We start from the raw sequence: 19,125 nt of genomic DNA on the forward strand, positions 1-19,125 counted from the left end.
GGGGCCCTCCTTGGTTAGAGAAGACCTAATGGAAGTCCCGTGGTGCAAACTGGGCTTCTAGGCACGAGGTTCTGCGGCATTCTTGAGAAAGTCCATCAAGGAATGGTATCGGGGTGGGCCCAGATGATCGAAGGGGTCAGGCAGGGCAACCTCTACTCGGTGAGAGCCGCCTAGGACCAGCTGGCTCCAGTCGCATGACCAGGTGCGTGTTCCCCGGTCTGCTGCACGGACGAAGTCGCCACGCAGACTGGCCCGGGTATCCTCCGGAGGTTGATCCATGGCGCGACGTATCTCCGAGTCGTCGACCGGCGAGCGCATAAGCCCATGCCTGATCAGGCCAGGAAAGGATCTTCCGGCGCTCAGATCGTGATAGTCCAGATCCAGGGCCTCGGCCAGATCCCGTCCGCTCCTTCGTCGACTCAGGCCCTGGATCAACCGCAACTTGGCGGCCCAATCCACCCAGTCAGCCAGATCCTGCCAACGCCCCGCGTCCAGCGCATCCAGGGCAACCCTCCAAAGTCGCAGGACCTGCAGAGCCTGGCGTCGATCGATGCCTATATCCTCCTGCTGGTCAACCAAATCCTTGCAGGCCGACCAATAGGCCTCTTGCAGACCCAGGGCGCTGATACTGCCAGTTTTCGTGGAAGCCTGCAGTTCCAGAGTGACCCGGCCGGTCCGATCCCGGCTGACGGCTCGGACGGCTACACGGGGATCAGCCAGGGCCCAGTCCGCCAGGTCTGGTCGTCGGCCTTGACGGCAGGCTTGCTCGATCAGGTTCAGAACCAAGTGAGTGCTGGCCAGCTTGAACCAAGTGACCAACGGCGAACGGTTTGTATCCCCTACAATCACATGCAGACGCCGCCATCGTTCGGGATCGGCCAGAGGCTCGTCACGGGTGTTGACCATGGGACGGGCGCGGGTGGTGGCCGAGGAAACCGCCTCATCCAGAAAGTCGGCCCGCTGGCTGATCTGGAAGCCATCTGGGTCCAGACGACCCGCCCCGGTGATCAACTGCCGGGTGACCAAAAAGGGGACCAGGCAGGCTCCGATCATGTCCAAGGGGACTCCCCGATCCAGCAGGTAGTTCTCATGGCAACCGAAGGCATGACCCTGGGCATCCACATTGTTGGCAAAGACATGCACCTTCACGGGCCTGCCCATGTCCTCCGTCAGACGTTTCCCGGCGCGCTCCGCAAGGTCGGTCATGATCCGCTCCCCGGCCAGCACCTGTTTCAGTGCCGTCAGCGGATCGCGGGCTTCCGCCGTGGCATACTCCGGGTGGGAGCCCACATCCAGATAAAGCCGAGCGCCATTGGGCAGATAGATGTTGGTTGACCCGTGCTTATCGATCAGAGGACGGAACATGGCCATGGCCACCCTGCCAGCGGCGTAGGGGGCACTGGCGCCGGTCAGGCTCAGTCCATACTCGGTCTCGATGCCGAATATTCTGCGAAAGTCCGAGTCAGTCCCATGCCCATCCGCCATGGATCACTGGCCGCCCTTCTGGACGAAGCCCTGCACATACTCCTTGGCGTTGGTCTCCAGGGTGGTCTCGATGTCATCCAGGACGGCATCAAGATCGGACTGAGCCGTCTGGCTCTGTTCATGTGCCCCGGTCTGCGGCAAATCCTCTTCCTGTTCCTGCTGCTGCCCGGCTGCCATATGCCGCCCCTGCTGGGATGCCTCAGCCATGGTCGCTCTCCTTCCCTGTGCGAATCAGCGCCCGCTCAGATAGGTGTTCAAATCCTCGGCGATGAGCCCGTTGGTGGCCACTACGTCGTTGCTGCCCTCCCAGCGCACGTGCCCGCCGTCCCAGCGCCAGAGGGTGCCCTTGGCCTCCCGAACCACGACAGCCGCCGCAGAGACAGCAGGGATGTCCCAGGAGTGCAGGGCCGGCTCGAAGTAGGCGTCGTAGCTGCCGTCCGCCACCCGACACAGGTCCAGCGAGACCGGACCAACACGCTTGATGTCGGCAGGCTTGCCGGCCATGCGTGAAACGATCTGCAGGACCTTTTCAGACTCGTTGGGGAAGTAGGACATACCAAAGCTGATCACTGACCCATTCAGGGTGGTCATCGTGGAGGGGATGATCTTCTCCCGCTTGTCGCCCACAATAGTCCGTCGGATCCTGATGGCGCCCTGGCCCTTGGCGGCCAAATAGGTCAGGCCCAGGACCGGTGCATGTACGATGCCCAGGACCGGTGAAGCGTGACCCTTCTCGTCCACGGCGAAGAGGGAGATGGTCAGTGTCCATTCGGCCATATTGCGCACATAGTTGACCGGACCGTCGATGTGGCCCAGACACCAGTAACGACCGCCTGGACGGCGGTTGCCGGCCTCCTCTTCCCAGAAGCCGTCCATGGGGTCCAGGGCGGCGATTTTGGTCCGGCAGTAACGAATCAAGCGCGTGTCAATGCTCGGCGAAAACTGGGTGCCCTGGCCGATGGCTGAGGTGGAGCGGGGATCGTGGGGGTTGATCTGGTCCTGGAGGGCATGACGGCCGGCCTCCACAGCAATGGTGGCGGCCTGCATGGCCAAATCGCGCAATTCCATACTTCTCTTCTCTTTCAAACGGGTGGTCGAGGCATTGCCGACCGTGGTCCACCGGTGGTCGTCCTGTCGGATATCGGACTATTTTCTGCGCTACCTGCAGTATATGTCGCGCCCATCCCGGTAGGAAGACCGTGTGTGACTCAGCGGATCGGACAGATCCACCACCCTGGTCCTAGGCTCTCCCTCCGGTCCCTGTTCCTCAAGAATGACACGACTCCAGGAGACAGCCCTGACCGCATCAGGGCAGCGGTGAAGCAGCCGGGAACGGTACCAGGCGCGAGTCTGCTCCGGCCCCTGGTTCATGGCCCTGGTGATCTGGTCGGGATCGGCCAGTTGCAGGGCGGATCCTCTCAGTCGCCAAGGCAGGTCACGGCCGGGATCCACCCGTGCCCAGGCCAAATCCAGGGCCGCCAGACGGGGATCCGACCAGTCGGATATGGAACGGCGACGACGCAGACGCTCCAGGAGCTGCCATTTGAGCAACCATTCCAACCTGCCTGCCTGGTCGTGCATAGCCAGACGGGCCTCCTCGTCGCCCGAACGCACTGCGGCCAGATCTTCGAGCACCTGATCCCAGAGGCTCAGAACTCGGTCGTCAGCACATCCAGGCCTGTCGACATTCCGTCTGGCCTGGCAGGCCGCATCCAGCAACGCTCTTTGGATGGTCAGCGCATCGGCGAATCCTCCGTTTGCCAAGGCTAGCGGTTTGCTCAGGGTGACATCTCGCGAAACCGTGTGCAGGGCCGACACCGGATCATCCAGCGTCCAGCGATCCAACAGCTCATCGACTTGACTGGTCGAACCACCCTCGGACTCCAAGAGGCCCAGCAGCAGATCGGTCGTTCCCAGCTTGAGGACCAGGGGCGCATCCAGCCGGTTGGCATCGCCCACAATCACATGGAGGCGGCGACTGCCCGGCCCGGCATGTGACTCGTCCCGAGTATTGATGATCGGCCGCCCGAAGGTGGTCTGCAGTCCAATGCGGCTGGTCAGATAGTCAGCGCGTTGGCTGAGCTGGAAGCCGGACTCCTCGCTCCTGGGCCCCAGACCCACCCTGCCCGAGCCGGTGTAGACCTGCCGGGTGACGAAATGAATGGTCATCAGAGCCGCCACCCTGGCGAAGGGCACCGCCCTATTCATCAGATAGTTTTCATGAGACCCCCAGGCGGCACCCTTGCCGTCCACGTTGTTCTTGTAGAGAGCCAGACCTCCGGCCCTTTTTGCGGCCTGGGCCATCATCCGATCACCAGCACGGTCCTGGACCAGCGCGTCGAAGGCATTCACTGTTTCCGCCGAGGCATACTCCGGGTGGGCATGATCCACGTAAATCCGCGCGCCATTGGGAGCTGCCACATCAATCAGCCGGGCGCCGGGCGCGTCAGTGAGCATGCTCGGAGCAGCGGCGGAACGCGGCAGCCGACCTCCCCTGGCATCATTGACCGGATCCTCTTGCCCATAGTCCCAGCGGATGTGCGCCAAGGTCGGCTGGGCGGCGGCTCTTACCAGACGCAAGGCCAGGGTACGTGGATCGGCGCCGGGATCCTGGGGGTCGGCTATGGCGTACTCCGTCTCGGTACCCATGACCCGCCCGGCATTCATGATCGCTCCCCTGGCCCGTCAACTGGGCGAACCTCCTGAACCTGCCCTGGGCGCAGTCCTGCCAGATCGGCCCAGCGGTCCGGATCCTGCCCACTGAGCTCCTCCAGCGTGTCCTCATACTGCCCACGGACCGCCCTCACGCAGAAACCGTGGTCAAGACCCACCTGCCGACCCTGTTCGATGGAGGCCTTGACCGCCATGGTCTTGACCCGATCAACCAGGTTATGCAGCATGGCGCCGGAGACCACTGACTCTAGGTAGAGGGGCTGCCAGCGACCCGTGGCATCCATGATTCTGCCCAGCAGGTGGTCATCATCCCGAGCGAAAAGTCCGTCGACCAGCACCTGGATCAGCTCCTCCGGCCCGGCATCATCCTCCATGGGCATATCGGAGCCCAGATATTTGCCCAGAATGGCGGCTGACCTGGTTCTGTCGGGCCGATCGATGCGGATCTTGACATCCAGCCGTCCAGGGCGCAGAACCGCCGGGTCGATCATGTCAATGCGGTTGGAGGCGCCGATGACCATGACCTGGTCCAGGGATTCGACACCGTCCAGCTCGGTCAGGAACTGGGGGACGATGGTGGTCTCCACATCCGACGAGATACCAGAACCTCGGGTTCGCAACAGGGCATCCATCTCGTCGATGAAGACCACCACCGGTCCACCCTGGCCTGCCAGGTTGCGGGCCCGGGCGAAGAGGCGGCGAATCAGCCGTTCGGACTCGCCCACGAACTTGTTGAGCACCTCAGGACCCTTGACTGACAGGAAGACCCCATGACCGTCGCTCTCCTGGGCCAGGGCACGGGCCAGAGCCTTGGCGATCATGGTCTTGCCATTGCCGGGCGGACCGTAGAGCAGGACACCCTTGGGGGCCTGAAGCCCATAACGACGCATGAGATCAGCATGCTGGAAGGGCAACTGGACCGCATCCCGGATCCGCTCGATCTGCCTGTCCAGGCCGCCAATATCCGAGAAGTCCACGTCAGGAGTCTCCTCCAGGAGCATGTCGGCCTGATCCGACTCAGGCAGCACAGCCAGGGCCATCGAACAGCTTTCGTCCATGAGCAAGGCACTGCCCGCCTCGATGGGCTGGTCCTGCAGAGAGCCCGCACGCGCGGCTACGCGGGTCTGACCGGAGGGGTCTTCCACCAACAGGGCACCGGATTCCAAGGTCTCCCGCAACGTGCGAACCTGCCCGGTCACCGGCTGATCGCCCACACGCACCACCACCATATCGGCGTTGAGTAGAACCTCCTGACCGGCCCGGATCCGCTCGGCGCGGATATCAGGCGCCAGAGGAACGACCATCCGTCTGGAACCGTTCAGGATCAGCAGACGGGCCTGCTGCACCCCCTGGCTGTCATAGGCGACGGAATCCACGCCCAAGGCCAGGGCGACGGTCAAGGGGGGTTGGCCCAGCTGGGCCAACTGGCTCTTGGCCTTGGACAGTTCCTTGGCAGCCCTGGTCAGCGCGGCAGCCAAGGCCCGGTTGCGCCGTTCCCCGGCCTGGTCCTGGTCATTGGCATCGTCAGCTTGCTCAACATCATCGGACTGCATGACTTCCCTTTCCCTCCATCGTTCGCCCCTGGAATCCTCGCACGGCTTGGACAGCCATCCGGGGGAGGGGCTCAGCTGCAGTGGGCCCCGTCTTCCAAACGAGCTCCACGGGCCCAGTCCATGGCCTTCATGGCGCGTTTGCCGGCAGCCTTGACCATCTGCAGCTCCAAAGGCAGGGTCTTGGTGCCCACCCAGAGGTGATGACGGTCCATGGCCAGCCGACCCGGTTCCAGGTGCCCCGGAAGACCGGGCTCATCCCCTCGGGCCGGTGCCGCCCTGAGCACGGTCAGTCCTGTCTGCTCGTCCTGCGGGCCATCGCCCCGCTGATATAGACACCAGGCTCCCGGTTCCGGGCTGCAGGCGCGAACCTGCCGATCCAAGGCAAAGACGGGCACATCGAAACGCATGTGGGCATCCTGATGGGTGATTTTGGCGGCCACCTGATAGGCGCCCCGCGTCTGCTCCTTGGGTTGAATCCGACCCTCCGCAAGGGCCTCCAGACTGGCAGCCAGCAGGTGGGATCCGTCCTCAGCCAGGCGACCCAGCAGTTCGCCCGAGGTCTCGTGCGACCCGATCTCCACCGTAGACTGGGCCAGAATAGGCCCTTCATCCATGCCAGCCGTGAGCCGGAAGACCGTGGCGCCAGTGATGGTATCCCCGGCCCAGATGGCCCGCTGTACTGGGGCTGCTCCACGCCACTGCGGCAGCAAGGAGAAGTGTAGGTTGTACCAGCCACCCTCAAAGGCGTCCAGGACCGGCTGGCGCAGGATCCGTCCGTAGGCCACGACAGCCGCACAGTTGGCACCCGTATCCTTCAGCTGCGCCGGAAAATCCGGATCGGATGGGTTGTCCTCAAGAACGGGAATCCCCAGCTTGATGGCCTCAGCCTTGACCGGACTGGGCTGCAGATGCCTTCCACGCCCCTGGGGTGCGTCGGGTCTGGTGAGCACGGCGGCAACCCGGAAATGCTCCTGGTCGGCCGCCAGCAATCTCAGAGACGGCAAGGCGACCTGGGGTGTGCCCGCAAACAGCAATGTCATGACCATATCGTCTATCTCCTTTTCATCTGACGGCTTCGGAACTCTGCACGTTCACTGCACCTGAGGAATGTTCACCCCTGCCTCAATCAGGGCAGTGCGCAGCCCGTAGGGGTTGCTGAATCGCAGACTGCGGATGCCGGCCTTGTTGGCACCGACTACATTCATACCCTTGTCATCCACGAAGAGGGTCCTGTCAGCTTGGATTCTGAACTGATCCAGAGCATACCGGTAGATGGCCGGGTCGGGCTTGCGCATGTGAATGGGCCCGGAGACCACCACCCCGTCTAGCCTATGCAGGAAGGAGTCTCCGTCCCAGGCGTGATGGAAGAGTTCGGCACCCCAGTTGGTCAGCCCCCAGACACCCAGGCCTGCCGCCTTCAGATCCTCCACCAGCATACGTGCCCCGGGTACAGGTCCGGTCAGTGAATCGACGAAATGATCACAGTAATAGGCGAACATGGCATCCCAAGGAGCCCCGCAGTTGTCGGCCACCCAGTCACGGGCCTGGGCGCAGGTGGCTCCGCCATCCATCATGTTGTTGGCCCGGTAGAAGCCGGAACGGCTGTCGTCCAGCATGGCCTCGATGCTCCTGCGTCCGTATCGGGCCACCATGGCCATCTCGGGCTGCCAACGAATCAAGACGTTGCCGAAGTCGAAGATGACCTGCTCGATGGGCTGACCCTTAGCCTGAGCCGCCGCCTGCTCGGCCTGGATCACATCTGCCTCAACCCGAATCTCGCCCGGCCATCCCTTCATGCCTCTCCGCCTTTCCTGAATTCGTTCATCCGCGCCTCTGCCTGCGCCCCCTCATGAAACCACGCCGCATAGACCCTGTAGAGATTCGCTTGGAGCGACAATCAGGTCAGATCCTTGGGATCCATCCGGAAGCGCAACTCCCCTCGCCCGCGACCGGCCACGTACCTGGCTTGAGCCTGCTTGAGATCGTCAGCCAGCTTATCCCTGGAACTGGTGGGTACCCGAACCAGGGCTTGGACCCTATCCTGAGTTCCCTCCAGATAGCCGGCTTTCAGCGTGGAAGGCGCCGGTATGGGCACAGGGCCAAGCAGGGCAGGGACCGGCTCAGGACCGGCATCTGTCATGGCCTCCTGCTCCGGCGTAATCCCAACGGCATCCAGCATCCAAGTGACGGCCTCCCTTTCGCCCCATATCGCAGCCATGCCGACCGCAGGGGGCATGGCAGTCAACCGACGGTCCGCCAGATCGGCGGCGGCCAACACCGGCCCCTGCCAGGTCATCAGCGCCTGGGCCAGCTGAGGATCGCACTCCCCCAACAGGAGCACCTGACCTCCCTGGGCCCGGGGGCGACAGAAGGATGCCACGCGCATCCAGGCTCCCAGGGTGTCCATACGTGCATCGACGCCAGGAGCATACAGACTGGTCCAGGCGTCCAGAATGGCCACGGCCCGGTATCCTCGCGACAGCCGGGGCAGGTCCGAATCACCTGTGTCTGTATTGTTGCCTTCCACACTCGAGGCGACCACTCTAGGCTCGGCACCCGGGGTGGCGATGACCAGACTGGGACGATCCTGTATGCGTTCGACCACCCCGCGAGGCTGGCTGGGCGAAGAGATGACAATGGGCACATTTCTGAAGAGCATGCGCAGCTCCTGGGCCGTCCCGGCGGCACCTACCCTGACCACCCGAAGCCGCGAACCCCCGCAATCCGGACAGGACCAGTCCGTAGCCGCAGCCCCGCACCAGGCGCATCGAGGCGCACCAGGCCGCCTCGCCCGCAAGGGTCCGGTGCAACGCGGGCAGCGAGCCTGATGATGGCAGCGAGCGCAACTCAGGCTTTCGAAGATGCCGTCCTGAGGGATGGACAGCAGAACCGGACCACGCTCCAAGGCTTTGTCAATAACCACGACGGCGGTATGCGGAACCCGAGCGCCCACGGTCGGGTCGGCCAGATGGCTCAGTTCTTCCCGGTTTAGCCAGCGGATCCAGGGCTGCAGGGTCGTCACCGTAGGCCGGTCAAGCGTCAAAGCGGTGCCTGGACCGGTCACACCGGAGTCCGCCTCCGCGGCCTCGGGCAGACTTTCCCAGTGGGAGCGCACGCTTCTGGCACGGGCCATGGCCAGGAATACGCCGCCGTGGGCACGCGCCCGCAACCTCAACACTCCACGGGCATTGGCATAGGGCATCATCCCATCGGCGTACTGGTAGCTGGCATCGTCCATCAGGGCGAAGAGGGCAGGCCCCTCCACCGGGGCGTACATGGCAGCCCGCAGCCCGATGGCGCAGCGGACCTGACCTGAAGCCAGCGCAAGGTAGGCCCTGTAACGCTCGGCAGGAGCCATGCCGCTGTCCAGAATGGCGAAATCGCCGGACCAGCCGTGAGCCTCCTGTTGACCAGGACCGGCGGCAACAGAGGGGCCAAAGGGACGCAACCCCAGCTGCTGGAGGACTGCGGACAGGTGGGCCACCTGGCGGGTGCCAGGCAGCACCATAACCGCCGATCGGCCGGCCAGCAGGGCCCCTATCAGCACCCTGGCAGCCAGCAGGGCGGCCTGGTTCATACCGGGCAGAATATCAGTCAGATAGGCGGTGAACGTATCCTCTTCCAGCGACTGATCTAGTTTCTCCAGTCCCTGATAGCCCGGATCAAGCTTCTGTTTCAGATCCCTCTGCCGCTGGGCCAGCCCGGCCACCCAGGCGGGGTCAGACGCCAGCCGGGGCTGACCGGGAACCAGCTGCTGCTCCTTGTCGATGCGGGCCACGCGAGGGGGCAGGGCCAGACGCAGAATATTGGCCTCAGTACCCCCATAGGCCCTGGCGATGGCAGTGATGTCCGCGCGCAGGGAAGATGAGATCAGACTGCGATCCAGCACCACCCGCTCCAGGAAACGCAGGGAGGCGCGGGGAACCTGGCTGTCTGCCGCGCGTTCCCAGATGATGCCGTTGACCCTGCGCGCCCCGAACCGGACGCGAACCAGACATCCCGGCTGTGCATGATCGTCCTGGTCCGCATCCACCAGATAATCGAAGGTCCCGCCCAGATGAGTGGCCTGCACATCCAGCACCACCCGTGCCACAGGGAGTTCATGGGCCGGTCGGCGCGGAGGTTTCTTTCGACTGCTGCTCGAACGACGGCGTGGGGCAAGACCATCCAGGGCTGGCTGACTGACGTCCTGCGAATCCATGGCTTCTCCCCTCGCTTTCACAATTAAGAGAGCCACGGCGGATTCCCCAGTCGATGACCTGGGAACCCGCCGTGGCTCTTGATGAACAGCTACTACCTGGTCATGCCGATGGCGGCCTTGAGCTCGCCCACCTTGTCCACCTGCTCCCAGGTGAAGTCTGGATCCTCCCGGCCGAAGTGCCCGTAGGCTGCAGTCTTGGCGTAAATGGGCCTCAACAGATCCAGCTCATCAATGATGGCTGCCGGCCGCAGGTCGAAGACCTCGCGCACAGCCTCCTGAATCTGCTCCCGGCTGACTCCCTGCTCGGTGCCGTAGGTCTCCACGTTGACGCTGACCGGATCGGCCACGCCAATGGCATAGGCCACCTGGACCTCAACCTTGTGTGCCAGTCCAGCAGCCACGATGTTCTTGGCCACCCAACGCGCGGCGTAGGCAGCAGACCGGTCTACCTTGCTGGGATCCTTGCCGGAGAAGGCGCCGCCTCCGTGATGGGCCGCACCTCCGTAGGTGTCCACAATGATCTTGCGACCGGTCAGTCCTGCGTCAGCCGCAGGACCGCCCAGGACAAAGGAACCGGTAGGATTGACCAGCACCCGGTAGCCCTGGTGTTCGACGGCCTTGCCACAAACGCGATCCAGGACGGGCGTGATGACATGCTCCATCAACTGCTCCTGCAGCCAGTCATGCCCCACCTCGGGATCGTGCTGGGTGGAGATGAGGACCGTATCCACCCGGCGGGGGCGGTCATCCTGATCATATTCGATGGTGACCTGGGTCTTGCCGTCGGGCCGCAGGTGGGGGATGATCCCCTCCTTGCGCACCTGTGCCAGTCGGAAGGCCAGCTGGTGGGCCAGATAGATGGGCAGGGGCATGAGCGTGTCGGTCTCATCACAGGCGTACCCGAACATGACTCCCTGGTCGCCGGCCCCCTGGGACTGGTAACGCTCCTCACGGGTGGCAGCGCTCTCCTGGGTGGCCGACAGCCGTTCCACGCCCTGGTTGATTTCCTTGCTCTGCTCGCTCAGCGCCACGGTCACGCCGCAGGAATCCGCGTCCAGTCCGATATCGGATGAGGTGTAGCCGATCCTGCGCAGCACCGACCTGACCTGGGACTGAATGTCCGTGTAACCCTGGGATGAAACCTCTCCGAAGACGAAGAAGAGGCCGGTGGCCGCCGAGGTCTCCACGGCCACATGCGAGTGCGGATCCTGGGCGATCAAATCGTCCAGAATGGCATCGGAAATCTGATCGCAGACCTTGTCTGGATGGCCCTCGGTCACTGATTCAGCCGAAATCAGCCGTCGCTCTGTCATTTCATTCACCTTTGTCTAGAAACCGTCACCGTCCGAGAACCCTGCACTGAGAGTCGAAGGCTCAGTTGCCTTCGCTCAGATCATCCTCGCCCAGGGTCTCTTCAAGCAGGCCCTCATTGATCTCACGGAATGCGATGGACAGGGGCTTCTCCTGGTTCTGGTACTCAACCAGCGGGCCGACGTTCTGCAGCAGGCCCTCATTGAGCTGTGTGAAATAGGAATTGATCTGACGGGCCCGCTTGGCCGCGAAGATAGAGAGCGCATACTTCGAATCGGCGTGCTTCATGAGGTCGTCGATGGGAGGATTCGCAAATCCCTGCGGATGGGGCTCGGTACCGAATGCCATAAGATGTTTCTCCAATTCAACTGGATGAACCATTCATTCAATCTGAATGATTTTACCGCCCGGGCTCGATTTTAGCCTCGGATGCTTCTCTGCCGGGGAAAGCGGAGCGAGAACCTCGGAAATTCCAACATGTGGTCATGTTCAAACCGTTGATGCCTGCGATCACTTGAATAAAACTATGCAGATGCGATCAGCCAAATTAATGAAGGAACGAGAGTTCGCGGGCGCCCGTGCTCTCTATCGTGCCGCTGGCGTCAAGGGTGAGGACTTCGGCAAGCCCATCGTGGCCATCGCCAACTCCTTCTCCGAATTCGTGCCCGGCCACGTCCACCTGAACAAGGTTGGGCGCCTAGTCTCCAAGGCTGTCAAGGAAGCGGGCGGCATCCCCCGCGAATTCAATACCATCGCCGTGGACGACGGCATCGCCATGGGCCATACGGGCATGCTCTACTCTCTGCCCAGCCGTGACCTGATTGCGGACGCCGTGGAGTACTCGGTCAACGCCCACTGCGCCGATGCCCTGATCTGCATTTCCAACTGCGACAAGATCACCCCTGGCATGCTCATGGCCGCTCTGCGTCTGAACATTCCCACAGTCTTCGTCTCCGGCGGCCCCATGGAAGCCGGACGCACGGTCATGCCCGACGGAACAGTCCAGGAGAGCACGGATCTGATCGACGTCATGTACGCCTCGGCTGACGACAGCATCGACGATGCAGGTCTGCTGGCACTGGAGAAGACGGTCTGCCCCACCTGCGGTTCCTGCGCCGGCATGTTCACCGCCAACTCCATGAACTGCCTGACCGAGGCCATGGGTCTGGCCCTGCCCGGCAACGGCACCACACTGGCCTCGCACACAGCACGGAAGATGCTCTTCGAGCGGGCCGGCAAGCTGGTCGTCGAGATTGCCAACCGGTACTACCAGGATGACGACGACTCGGTCCTTCCCCGTTCCATCGCCACCAAGAAGGCCTTCGAAAACGCCATGACCATGGATGTGGCCATGGGCGGGTCTACCAACACCGTCCTGCACATCCTGGCTGCCGCGCAGTCGGCGGATGTGGACTTCACCCTGGACGACATCGAGCGCATCTCCCACACAGTCCCCTGCATCTGCAAGGCCTCTCCCTCCGGAGACTGGGAGATATCGGACGTCCACCGCGCTGGCGGCATCTGCGGCATCCTGGGTGAGCTGGACCGTGGCGGAGTTCTGCACAAGGACACGCATTCCATCGACTACCCGGATCTGGAGTCCAAGCTCAACGACTGGGACATCATGCGCCCCACCTGCCTGGACCAGGCCAAGGAGCTCTACCACGCAGCGCCCGGGCACATCACTTCCCCCGAGCCCTTCAACCAGTCCAAGGAGTGGGAGGACCTGGACACCGACCGCGTCAACGGCGCCATCCACGACCTGGATCACCCGGCCGTCTCCGAAGGCGGTCTGGCCATACTGCGCGGCAATCTGGCCCCCGATGGCTGCGTGGTCAAGACCGCTGGTGTGCCCAAGGAAATCTGGAACTTCCGCGGACCGGCCTTGGTGGTCGAATCGCAGGAACAGGCCGTGGAGGTCATTCTCAATGGCACCCTGCACAAGGGTCAAGCCCTGGTCATCCGCTACGAGGGACCCAAGGGTGGCCCCGGCATGCAGGAGATGCTCTACCCCACCTCATTCGTCAAGGGCAAGGGCATCGGCAAGGACGTGGCCCTGCTGACCGACGGCCGCTATTCCGGCGGCTCATCAGGCCTGGCCATCGGCCATATCGCTCCTGAAGCAGCCAACAAGGGCCCCATCGCTCTGATCCGCAACGGAGACATGATCCGCATCGACATCCCCAACCGGCGCGTAGACGTAGAGCTGAGCGATGAGGAACTCGCCCAGCGTCGCGCAGAACTGGAAGCCGGCGAGGGCTATGTGGCCCACAGGGATCGCAAGGTTTCCCTGGCGCTGAAAGCCTATGCCGCTTTCGCCCGCTCCGCAGACAAGGGTGCCACCCGCGACCCTGACCTGATCAACCGACTGTCAGGCTTGGACTGATAAACTAAAATCCTCCAATCGGGCTCTCACTCGATTGGAGGATTTTTAACTCTTCCGAAGCTCGGGCAGGCGTTCAGAGACCGTACTCTTTGGCGATTACCGCCCAGAGCGCCTGGGCGGCTTTATCCACATTGTCGTTGATTATGACCTGGTCGAACTGATCCTCGGAGGCCAGCTCCACCTTGGCGGTCTCCAACCTTCGGGCTCGCTGCTCCTCATTTTCAGTTCCCCGCATATTCAGCCTGGTGACCAGATCCTGGAATGACGGCGGAGCCAGGAAAACGTAAAACACTTCCAGGCCCAGCTCTCCCGCCCTTTGACGAACACGGTGCGCCCCTTGCAGGTCGATCTCCAGAATTGTGGGCACCCCTGCTGCCAAATGGTCCAGGACCGGCTGTAGCGGGGTGCCATAGTGGGACAAGCCGTGAACCAGGGCGGTCTCCAGAAAATCTCCTGCAGCCTCCCTGCGGGCAAACTCCTGCTCATCCATGAACCAGTAGGTAATGCCGTCCTTTTCGCCCGGACGTGGCGCGCGGGTGGTGGCTGAGACGGAGACCCAAACCTCCGGGTGGGCACGACGCAGAGCTGCCTCCACAGTACCCTTGCCAACAGCCGTGGGCCCCGTCAACACGATCAGCCGGCCGCCCGTCTTCCCCGGCCCCCCGGTCCGCTCTCCCGAAGGATCCTGACTTGACATGTCGGCACCGTTGATCGTTGACACGGCCACTTCCTTTCCTAAAGGTCACCCTCCAGCCTATCCGGACCGGAACATGGATCAATCATATAGCGTACCTACTTGGCCTTTTCCAGCTTCAGCAGCCGGGCCGCGTGTTCCTGGATGCTCATGACCTCGTAGTCATCCTTTTTGACCACGTCAATGGCCATCAGTGCAGCTGAGAATTCGGTGATGGTGGTGAACTGCGGCAGATCGGCGGCTATGGCGGCCACCCGGATCAAATAGCCGTCAGAACGAGAACCCCTGGAGCTGGGCGTGTTGAGGATCATGTCGATGGTCCCATCCTCAATAAGCTGGACAGGATTCCGGCCCATATGCCTTACTCCGTCAGGATCAGTAAAAGCCTGACCCTGCTCCTCACCATCGCTGATCTTGTCGACAACGGCCACATCGAAGCCGTACCGGCGCAGGACAGAGGCAGTGCCACTGGTGGCGCAGATGCTGAAGCCCTGCTCCAACAGGCGAGCTGCCAGCATGGGCAGCTGGCGCTTGTCCGCATCATTGACCGACAGGAAAACGACTCCGCTGGTAGGCAGACCTCCCTGGTAGGCGGCCAGCTGGCTCTTGGCGAAAGCGTGGGGAAAGTCCCGATCGAAGCCCATGACCTCTCCGGTGGAACGCATCTCAGGGCCCAGCAGGATATCTACGGTCCGGCCCACTGGAGTGCGGAAGCGCTTGAAGGGCAGGACGGACTCCTTGACCGCCACAGGCTGACCGATACGAACCATGCCGCCGTCGCCGACAGGCAAGAGCAGACCATTGGCTCGTTGCTGGGCGATGGACTCCCCCACCATGATCCGCGCCGCAGCCTTGGCCAGCGCCGTACCCGTGGCCTTGGAGGCAAAGGGGACGGTCCGGGATGCACGTGGATTGGCTTCGATCACATAGAGGGTGTTGGCCATGAAGGCATACTGAACATTGATCAGCCCCTGGACCCCGCACCCCTGGGCTATAGCCAGGGTGGCCTGCCGCAACCGGTTGATCTGGTCGTCGGAGAGGGTTGAGGGCGGCAGGGTGCAGGCGGCATCGCCGGAGTGGACTCCGGCCTCCTCCACATGCTCCATGATCCCGCCGATGTAGAGCTCCTGCCCGTCATAGAGGGCATCCACGTCGATCTCGATGGCATCCTGAAGGAACTTGTCAATCAGCAGGGGTGAGGGCAGACGGCCGGAGACCACCGTATCGGCCTTGGCCTCATCCAGGGCGCGATCCACGTAGGTGGCCAACTGCTGGTCGTCGTAGACGATCTCCATGCCTCGTCCGCCCAACACATAGGAGGGCCTGACCAGAACCGGGTAACCGATGGCGTGGGCTGCCTCCTTGGCCTCATCCAAGGAAAGAGCAGTGCCGTACCGTGGAGCGTTCAAATGCTCCTTGCTGAGCACCTGGCCGAAGAGTTCACGGTTCTCGGCCAGATCGATGGACTCGGGACTGGTTCCCAGAATGGGCACCCCGGCCGCCTTGAGCCTGGCCGCCAGAGACAAGGGCGTCTGTCCGCCCAGCTGAACGATGACCCCTTTGACAGGTCCCATGGCCTTTTCGGCCCGGTAGATCTCCAAAACATCCTCGAAGGTTAGCGGCTCGAAATAGAGCCTGTCCGACATGTCATAGTCGGTGGAGACCGTCTCGGGATTGCAGTTGACCATGATGGTGTCATAGTCCTTGCCCAGCTCCTGGACGGCGTGCACGCAGGTGTAGTCGAACTCGACCCCCTGACCGATTCGGTTGGGCCCTGAGCCCAGGATGATGACCGCCTCGCGCTGACGGGGTCGCAGCTCGGACTCGTCGGCGTAGCAGGAGTAGTAGTAGGGCGTGACCGCATCGAACTCAGCTGCACAGGTGTCCACAGTCTTGTAGACAGGATGAAGACCGAAAGCCCAGCGAAGTTCCCTGACGACTGCCTCGCCCTGGTCACCCATGCCACGCAGGTGGGCAATTTGCAGGTCGCTCAGTCCCGATTGCTTGGCCCGGCGCAGCAGGTCCTCGTCCAGGACCTCAGACTGGCGCACCTGGAGGGCCAGGTCATTGATCATGCTGATCTGCTCCAGGAACCAGGGATCGATCCTGGTGGCCTGGTGGACCTGCTCTACGGTGGCTCCGCCCCAGAAGGCCCGCTGAATCTGCAGGTAGCGGTGCTCTGTGGGAGTGTGCATGGCCTCCAGCAACTGGTCCGTCTCGGCCTGGTCGGGCTTGGGACCATCCCAGGAGAAGGTCATGTGCCGCTTGTCGATGGAGCGCATGGCCTTGCCCAGGGACTCGCGGAAGTTGCCGGCCAGAGCCATGGCCTCGCCCACGGACTTCATCGAGGTGGTCAGGGTCGTGTCCGCCCCGGGGAACTTCTCGAAAGTAAAGCGCGGAATCTTGGTGACTACGTAGTCGATGGTCGGCTCGAAGGAGGCAGGGGTTGAGCGGGTGATGTCGTTCTCGATCTCATCCAGAGTGTATCCCAGGGCCAGCTTGACCGCGATCTTGGCGATGGGGAAGCCGGTGGCCTTGGATGCCAGAGCCGAGGAGCGCGAAACACGCGGATTCATTTCGATGACGATGATCCGGCCGTTCTTCGGGTTGACGGCGAATTGGATATTGCAGCCGCCTGTATCCACCCCCACGCCGCGGATGATGGCGATGCCGATGTCACGCATGCGCTGATACTCACGGTCTGTCAGGGTGAACACCGGGGCCACAGTGATGGAGTCACCGGTGTGCACGCCAACCGGGTCCACGTTCTCGATGGGGCAGACCACAACCACATTATCCAGGCGGTCGCGCATGAGCTCCAGCTCATACTCCTTCCACCCCTCGATGCCTTCCTCCAGAAGGATCTCATCGGTGGGCGAATAATGGATGCCGGCGCCGGCGATCCGCCTAAGCTCCTCGCGATCATGGGCGATTCCAGAGCCCAGGCCGCCCATGGTGAAGGAGGGACGAACCACGAGGGGGTAACCCAGTTCGGCGGCTACTGCCTCGGCCTCATCCAGGCTGTGGGCAATACGGGACTTGGCCGACTCGGCGCCAGCCTGGTCCACCACCTGCTTGAAGAGCTCGCGGTCCTCTCCCCTGTCGATGGCCTCCAGCGAAGCGCCGATCAGCTCAACCCCGTAGCGCTCCAGCACGCCGGCCTTACCCAGCTCCACGGCAGCGTTCAGAGCGGTCTGGCCGCCCAGGGTGGGCAGCAGCGCATCAGGCCGCTCCTTGGCGATGATCCGCTCCAGGAAGGGCAGGGCGATGGGCTCGATGTAGGTGGCATCGGCCATCTCGGGGTCCGTCATGATGGTGGCGGGATTGGAATTGACCAGGATGACACGAATCCCCTCTTCGCGCAGCACCCGGCAGGCCTGGGTCCCCGAATAGTCGAACTCGGCCGCTTGCCCGATGACGATGGGCCCCGAGCCGATAACCATGACTGAATGGATGTCCTGCCGCTTAGGCATGTGCCTTCCCTTCCCTGGCGTCCTGCATCAAAGTGACGAACCTGTCAAACAGATAGGAGGCATCGTGCGGACCAGCCGCCGCCTCCGGATGGTACTGAACGGAGAAGGCCGGAATGTCCAGACACTCCAGACCCTCGACCACGCCGTCGTTGAGATCGACATGAGACACCCGGACACGGCCATATCGGCCTTCACCATAGGGTGAGGGCACTGGGTCCCCCTTGGGTGCCTTGACTGCGAATCCATGATTATGGGCTGTGATCTCAACCTTGCCAGTGCTGAGATCCATTACCGGCTGATTGATGCCGCGATGACCGAATTTCAGCTTGTAGGTCTCGAAGCCCAGGGCACGGCCCAGAAGCTGGTTGCCCAGGCAGATGCCGAAGAATGGCAGTCCGGCATCCAAAACCTGTCTGAGGAGCGACACCTCCTCGTCTGCGGTCGATGGGTCGCCTGGACCGTTGGAGAAGAAAACCCCGTCAGGCCGCAGGGCCTTTATCTGCTCGATGGTGGTGTCGACGGGAAGTACGTGGACCCTGCACCCGCGCTCAGCCAGCCTGTGAGGGGTCATGGACTTGATTCCCAAATCCACTGCCGCCACCGTGCAGACAGGCTCTTTCGCCTGACGGCCTCCGACTGGTTCGACGATATAGGACCTGTGCGTGCTGACCTCGCCGGTTAGATGGGACCCGCTCATCTTGGGGGCCGAACGGACCTGGTCAAGGAGTTCCTGCATGGTCCTGGGCCTGCCGCCGTCGTTGAGCATTGGGTCCGGACCTGAAAAAATACCGGCCCGCATGACACCTGCAGAACGCAAGTGTCGCACGAGCCGGCGGGTGTCTATGTGACTGATACCGACGATGCCCTGATTGACCAGCTGGTCATGGAGACTGCCCCGGGCCCGCCAGTTACTGACGTTGGGGCTGGGTTCCCGGACTACATACCCTGCCACCCAGATCCTGTCTGACTCCCCGTCCTGGTCATTGACGCCGGTATTACCGATGTGGGGGAAGGTCTGCACAACGATCTGCCGAGCATAGCTAGGATCCGTCAGGGTTTCTTGATACCCAGTCATTCCGGTCGAGAAAACAATTTCACCTATGGTAGTGCCCACCGCTCCGAAGGCTCTCCCCTCATACACTTCCCCATCCTCAAGGATGAGCAAGGCACGATTGGAGAAACGGCTATCGGAGGTGATGGTGTTGGTGTCTTTCAGGTTCACCGAACCCCCTTGATTACCGCGGATATTCGCACCCATATTAATGACCCCCATGGATTATTTCGGCCGAACCAGCCAAAAAATGGTTGGTCAAATCTTGCAAAATAGACTGCTGGCCAACCTGTCTGAA

At 62.5% G+C, this 19,125-nt stretch carries 14 protein-coding genes; 1 reads left to right on the forward strand and 13 read right to left on the reverse strand.

Annotated elements, in window-relative coordinates; translation table 11 throughout:
- Positions 1 to 57: 57 nt before the first annotated feature.
- The 10 genes from LPC22_RS01105 to rpoZ form a co-directional block, all read right to left on the reverse strand.
- Positions 58 to 1,485: a proteasome accessory factor PafA2 family protein gene (locus tag LPC22_RS01105; RefSeq protein ID WP_229131718.1), complete on the reverse strand. Its 1,428-nt coding sequence runs from the start codon at positions 1,483 to 1,485 to the stop codon at positions 58 to 60.
- A gap of 3 nt (positions 1,486 to 1,488) precedes the next feature.
- Entirely contained in the window at positions 1,489 to 1,692 is a 204-nt protein-coding gene (locus tag LPC22_RS01110; RefSeq protein WP_373312849.1) for a ubiquitin-like protein Pup, read from the reverse strand.
- Between the two features lie 24 nt (positions 1,693 to 1,716).
- On the reverse strand, positions 1,717 to 2,553 hold the full coding sequence (locus LPC22_RS01115) for an inositol monophosphatase family protein (RefSeq protein WP_024626589.1): 837 nt from the start codon (positions 2,551 to 2,553) through the stop codon (positions 1,717 to 1,719).
- Between the two features lie 90 nt (positions 2,554 to 2,643).
- A complete protein-coding gene (dop, locus tag LPC22_RS01120) occupies positions 2,644 to 4,152 on the reverse strand; it encodes a depupylase/deamidase Dop (protein ID WP_229131719.1) in 1,509 nt (502 codons plus the stop codon).
- Positions 4,149 to 5,711 carry a proteasome ATPase gene (arc, locus tag LPC22_RS01125; RefSeq protein WP_229131720.1) on the reverse strand — a complete coding sequence of 521 codons (1,563 nt, stop codon included), beginning with the start codon at positions 5,709 to 5,711 and terminating at the stop codon, positions 4,149 to 4,151. The genes dop and arc overlap by 4 nt, the downstream gene beginning before the upstream one ends.
- Positions 5,712 to 5,782: 71 nt before the next feature.
- Positions 5,783 to 6,757, reverse strand: coding sequence for a methionyl-tRNA formyltransferase (gene fmt / locus LPC22_RS01130; protein WP_229131721.1), 975 nt, complete (start codon positions 6,755 to 6,757; stop codon positions 5,783 to 5,785).
- Positions 6,758 to 6,802: 45 nt separating this feature from the next.
- On the reverse strand, positions 6,803 to 7,507 hold the full coding sequence (locus LPC22_RS01135; protein ID WP_229131722.1) for an HAD family hydrolase: 705 nt from the start codon (positions 7,505 to 7,507) through the stop codon (positions 6,803 to 6,805).
- A gap of 101 nt (positions 7,508 to 7,608) precedes the next feature.
- Positions 7,609 to 9,912, reverse strand: coding sequence for a primosomal protein N' family DNA-binding protein (locus LPC22_RS01140; RefSeq protein ID WP_229131723.1), 2,304 nt, complete (start codon positions 9,910 to 9,912; stop codon positions 7,609 to 7,611).
- Between the two features lie 92 nt (positions 9,913 to 10,004).
- Positions 10,005 to 11,225 carry a methionine adenosyltransferase gene (metK, locus tag LPC22_RS01145; protein WP_229131724.1) on the reverse strand — a complete coding sequence of 407 codons (1,221 nt, stop codon included), beginning with the start codon at positions 11,223 to 11,225 and terminating at the stop codon, positions 10,005 to 10,007.
- A gap of 61 nt (positions 11,226 to 11,286) precedes the next feature.
- Complete coding sequence (gene rpoZ, locus LPC22_RS01150; protein WP_015022131.1) at positions 11,287 to 11,571, reverse strand: DNA-directed RNA polymerase subunit omega; 285 nt, start codon at positions 11,569 to 11,571, stop codon at positions 11,287 to 11,289.
- Between the two features lie 178 nt (positions 11,572 to 11,749).
- Between rpoZ and ilvD the strand changes: the two genes are divergently transcribed.
- Positions 11,750 to 13,609 (forward strand): dihydroxy-acid dehydratase, encoded by a 1,860-nt coding sequence (ilvD, locus tag LPC22_RS01155; protein WP_121914200.1) that lies wholly within the window; start codon positions 11,750 to 11,752, stop codon positions 13,607 to 13,609.
- A gap of 73 nt (positions 13,610 to 13,682) precedes the next feature.
- Here ilvD and gmk read toward each other — a convergent pair whose 3' ends face one another.
- The 3 genes from gmk to carA form a co-directional block, all read right to left on the reverse strand.
- The gene (gmk, locus tag LPC22_RS01160; protein ID WP_229132267.1) at positions 13,683 to 14,306 is read right to left on the reverse strand and encodes a guanylate kinase; all 624 of its coding nucleotides are present in this window, start codon (positions 14,304 to 14,306) and stop codon (positions 13,683 to 13,685) included.
- Between the two features lie 95 nt (positions 14,307 to 14,401).
- Positions 14,402 to 17,776 carry a carbamoyl-phosphate synthase large subunit gene (carB, locus tag LPC22_RS01165; protein WP_229131725.1) on the reverse strand — a complete coding sequence of 1,125 codons (3,375 nt, stop codon included), beginning with the start codon at positions 17,774 to 17,776 and terminating at the stop codon, positions 14,402 to 14,404.
- Positions 17,769 to 18,998 carry a glutamine-hydrolyzing carbamoyl-phosphate synthase small subunit gene (gene carA, locus LPC22_RS01170; protein ID WP_229131726.1) on the reverse strand — a complete coding sequence of 410 codons (1,230 nt, stop codon included), beginning with the start codon at positions 18,996 to 18,998 and terminating at the stop codon, positions 17,769 to 17,771. Before carA ends, carB begins: the two co-directional genes overlap by 8 nt.
- Between the last annotated feature and the right edge of the window lie 127 nt (positions 18,999 to 19,125).

Source organism: Bifidobacterium mizhiense (genome assembly GCF_020884755.1).
Classification (GTDB): domain Bacteria; phylum Actinomycetota; class Actinomycetes; order Actinomycetales; family Bifidobacteriaceae; genus Bombiscardovia; species Bombiscardovia mizhiensis.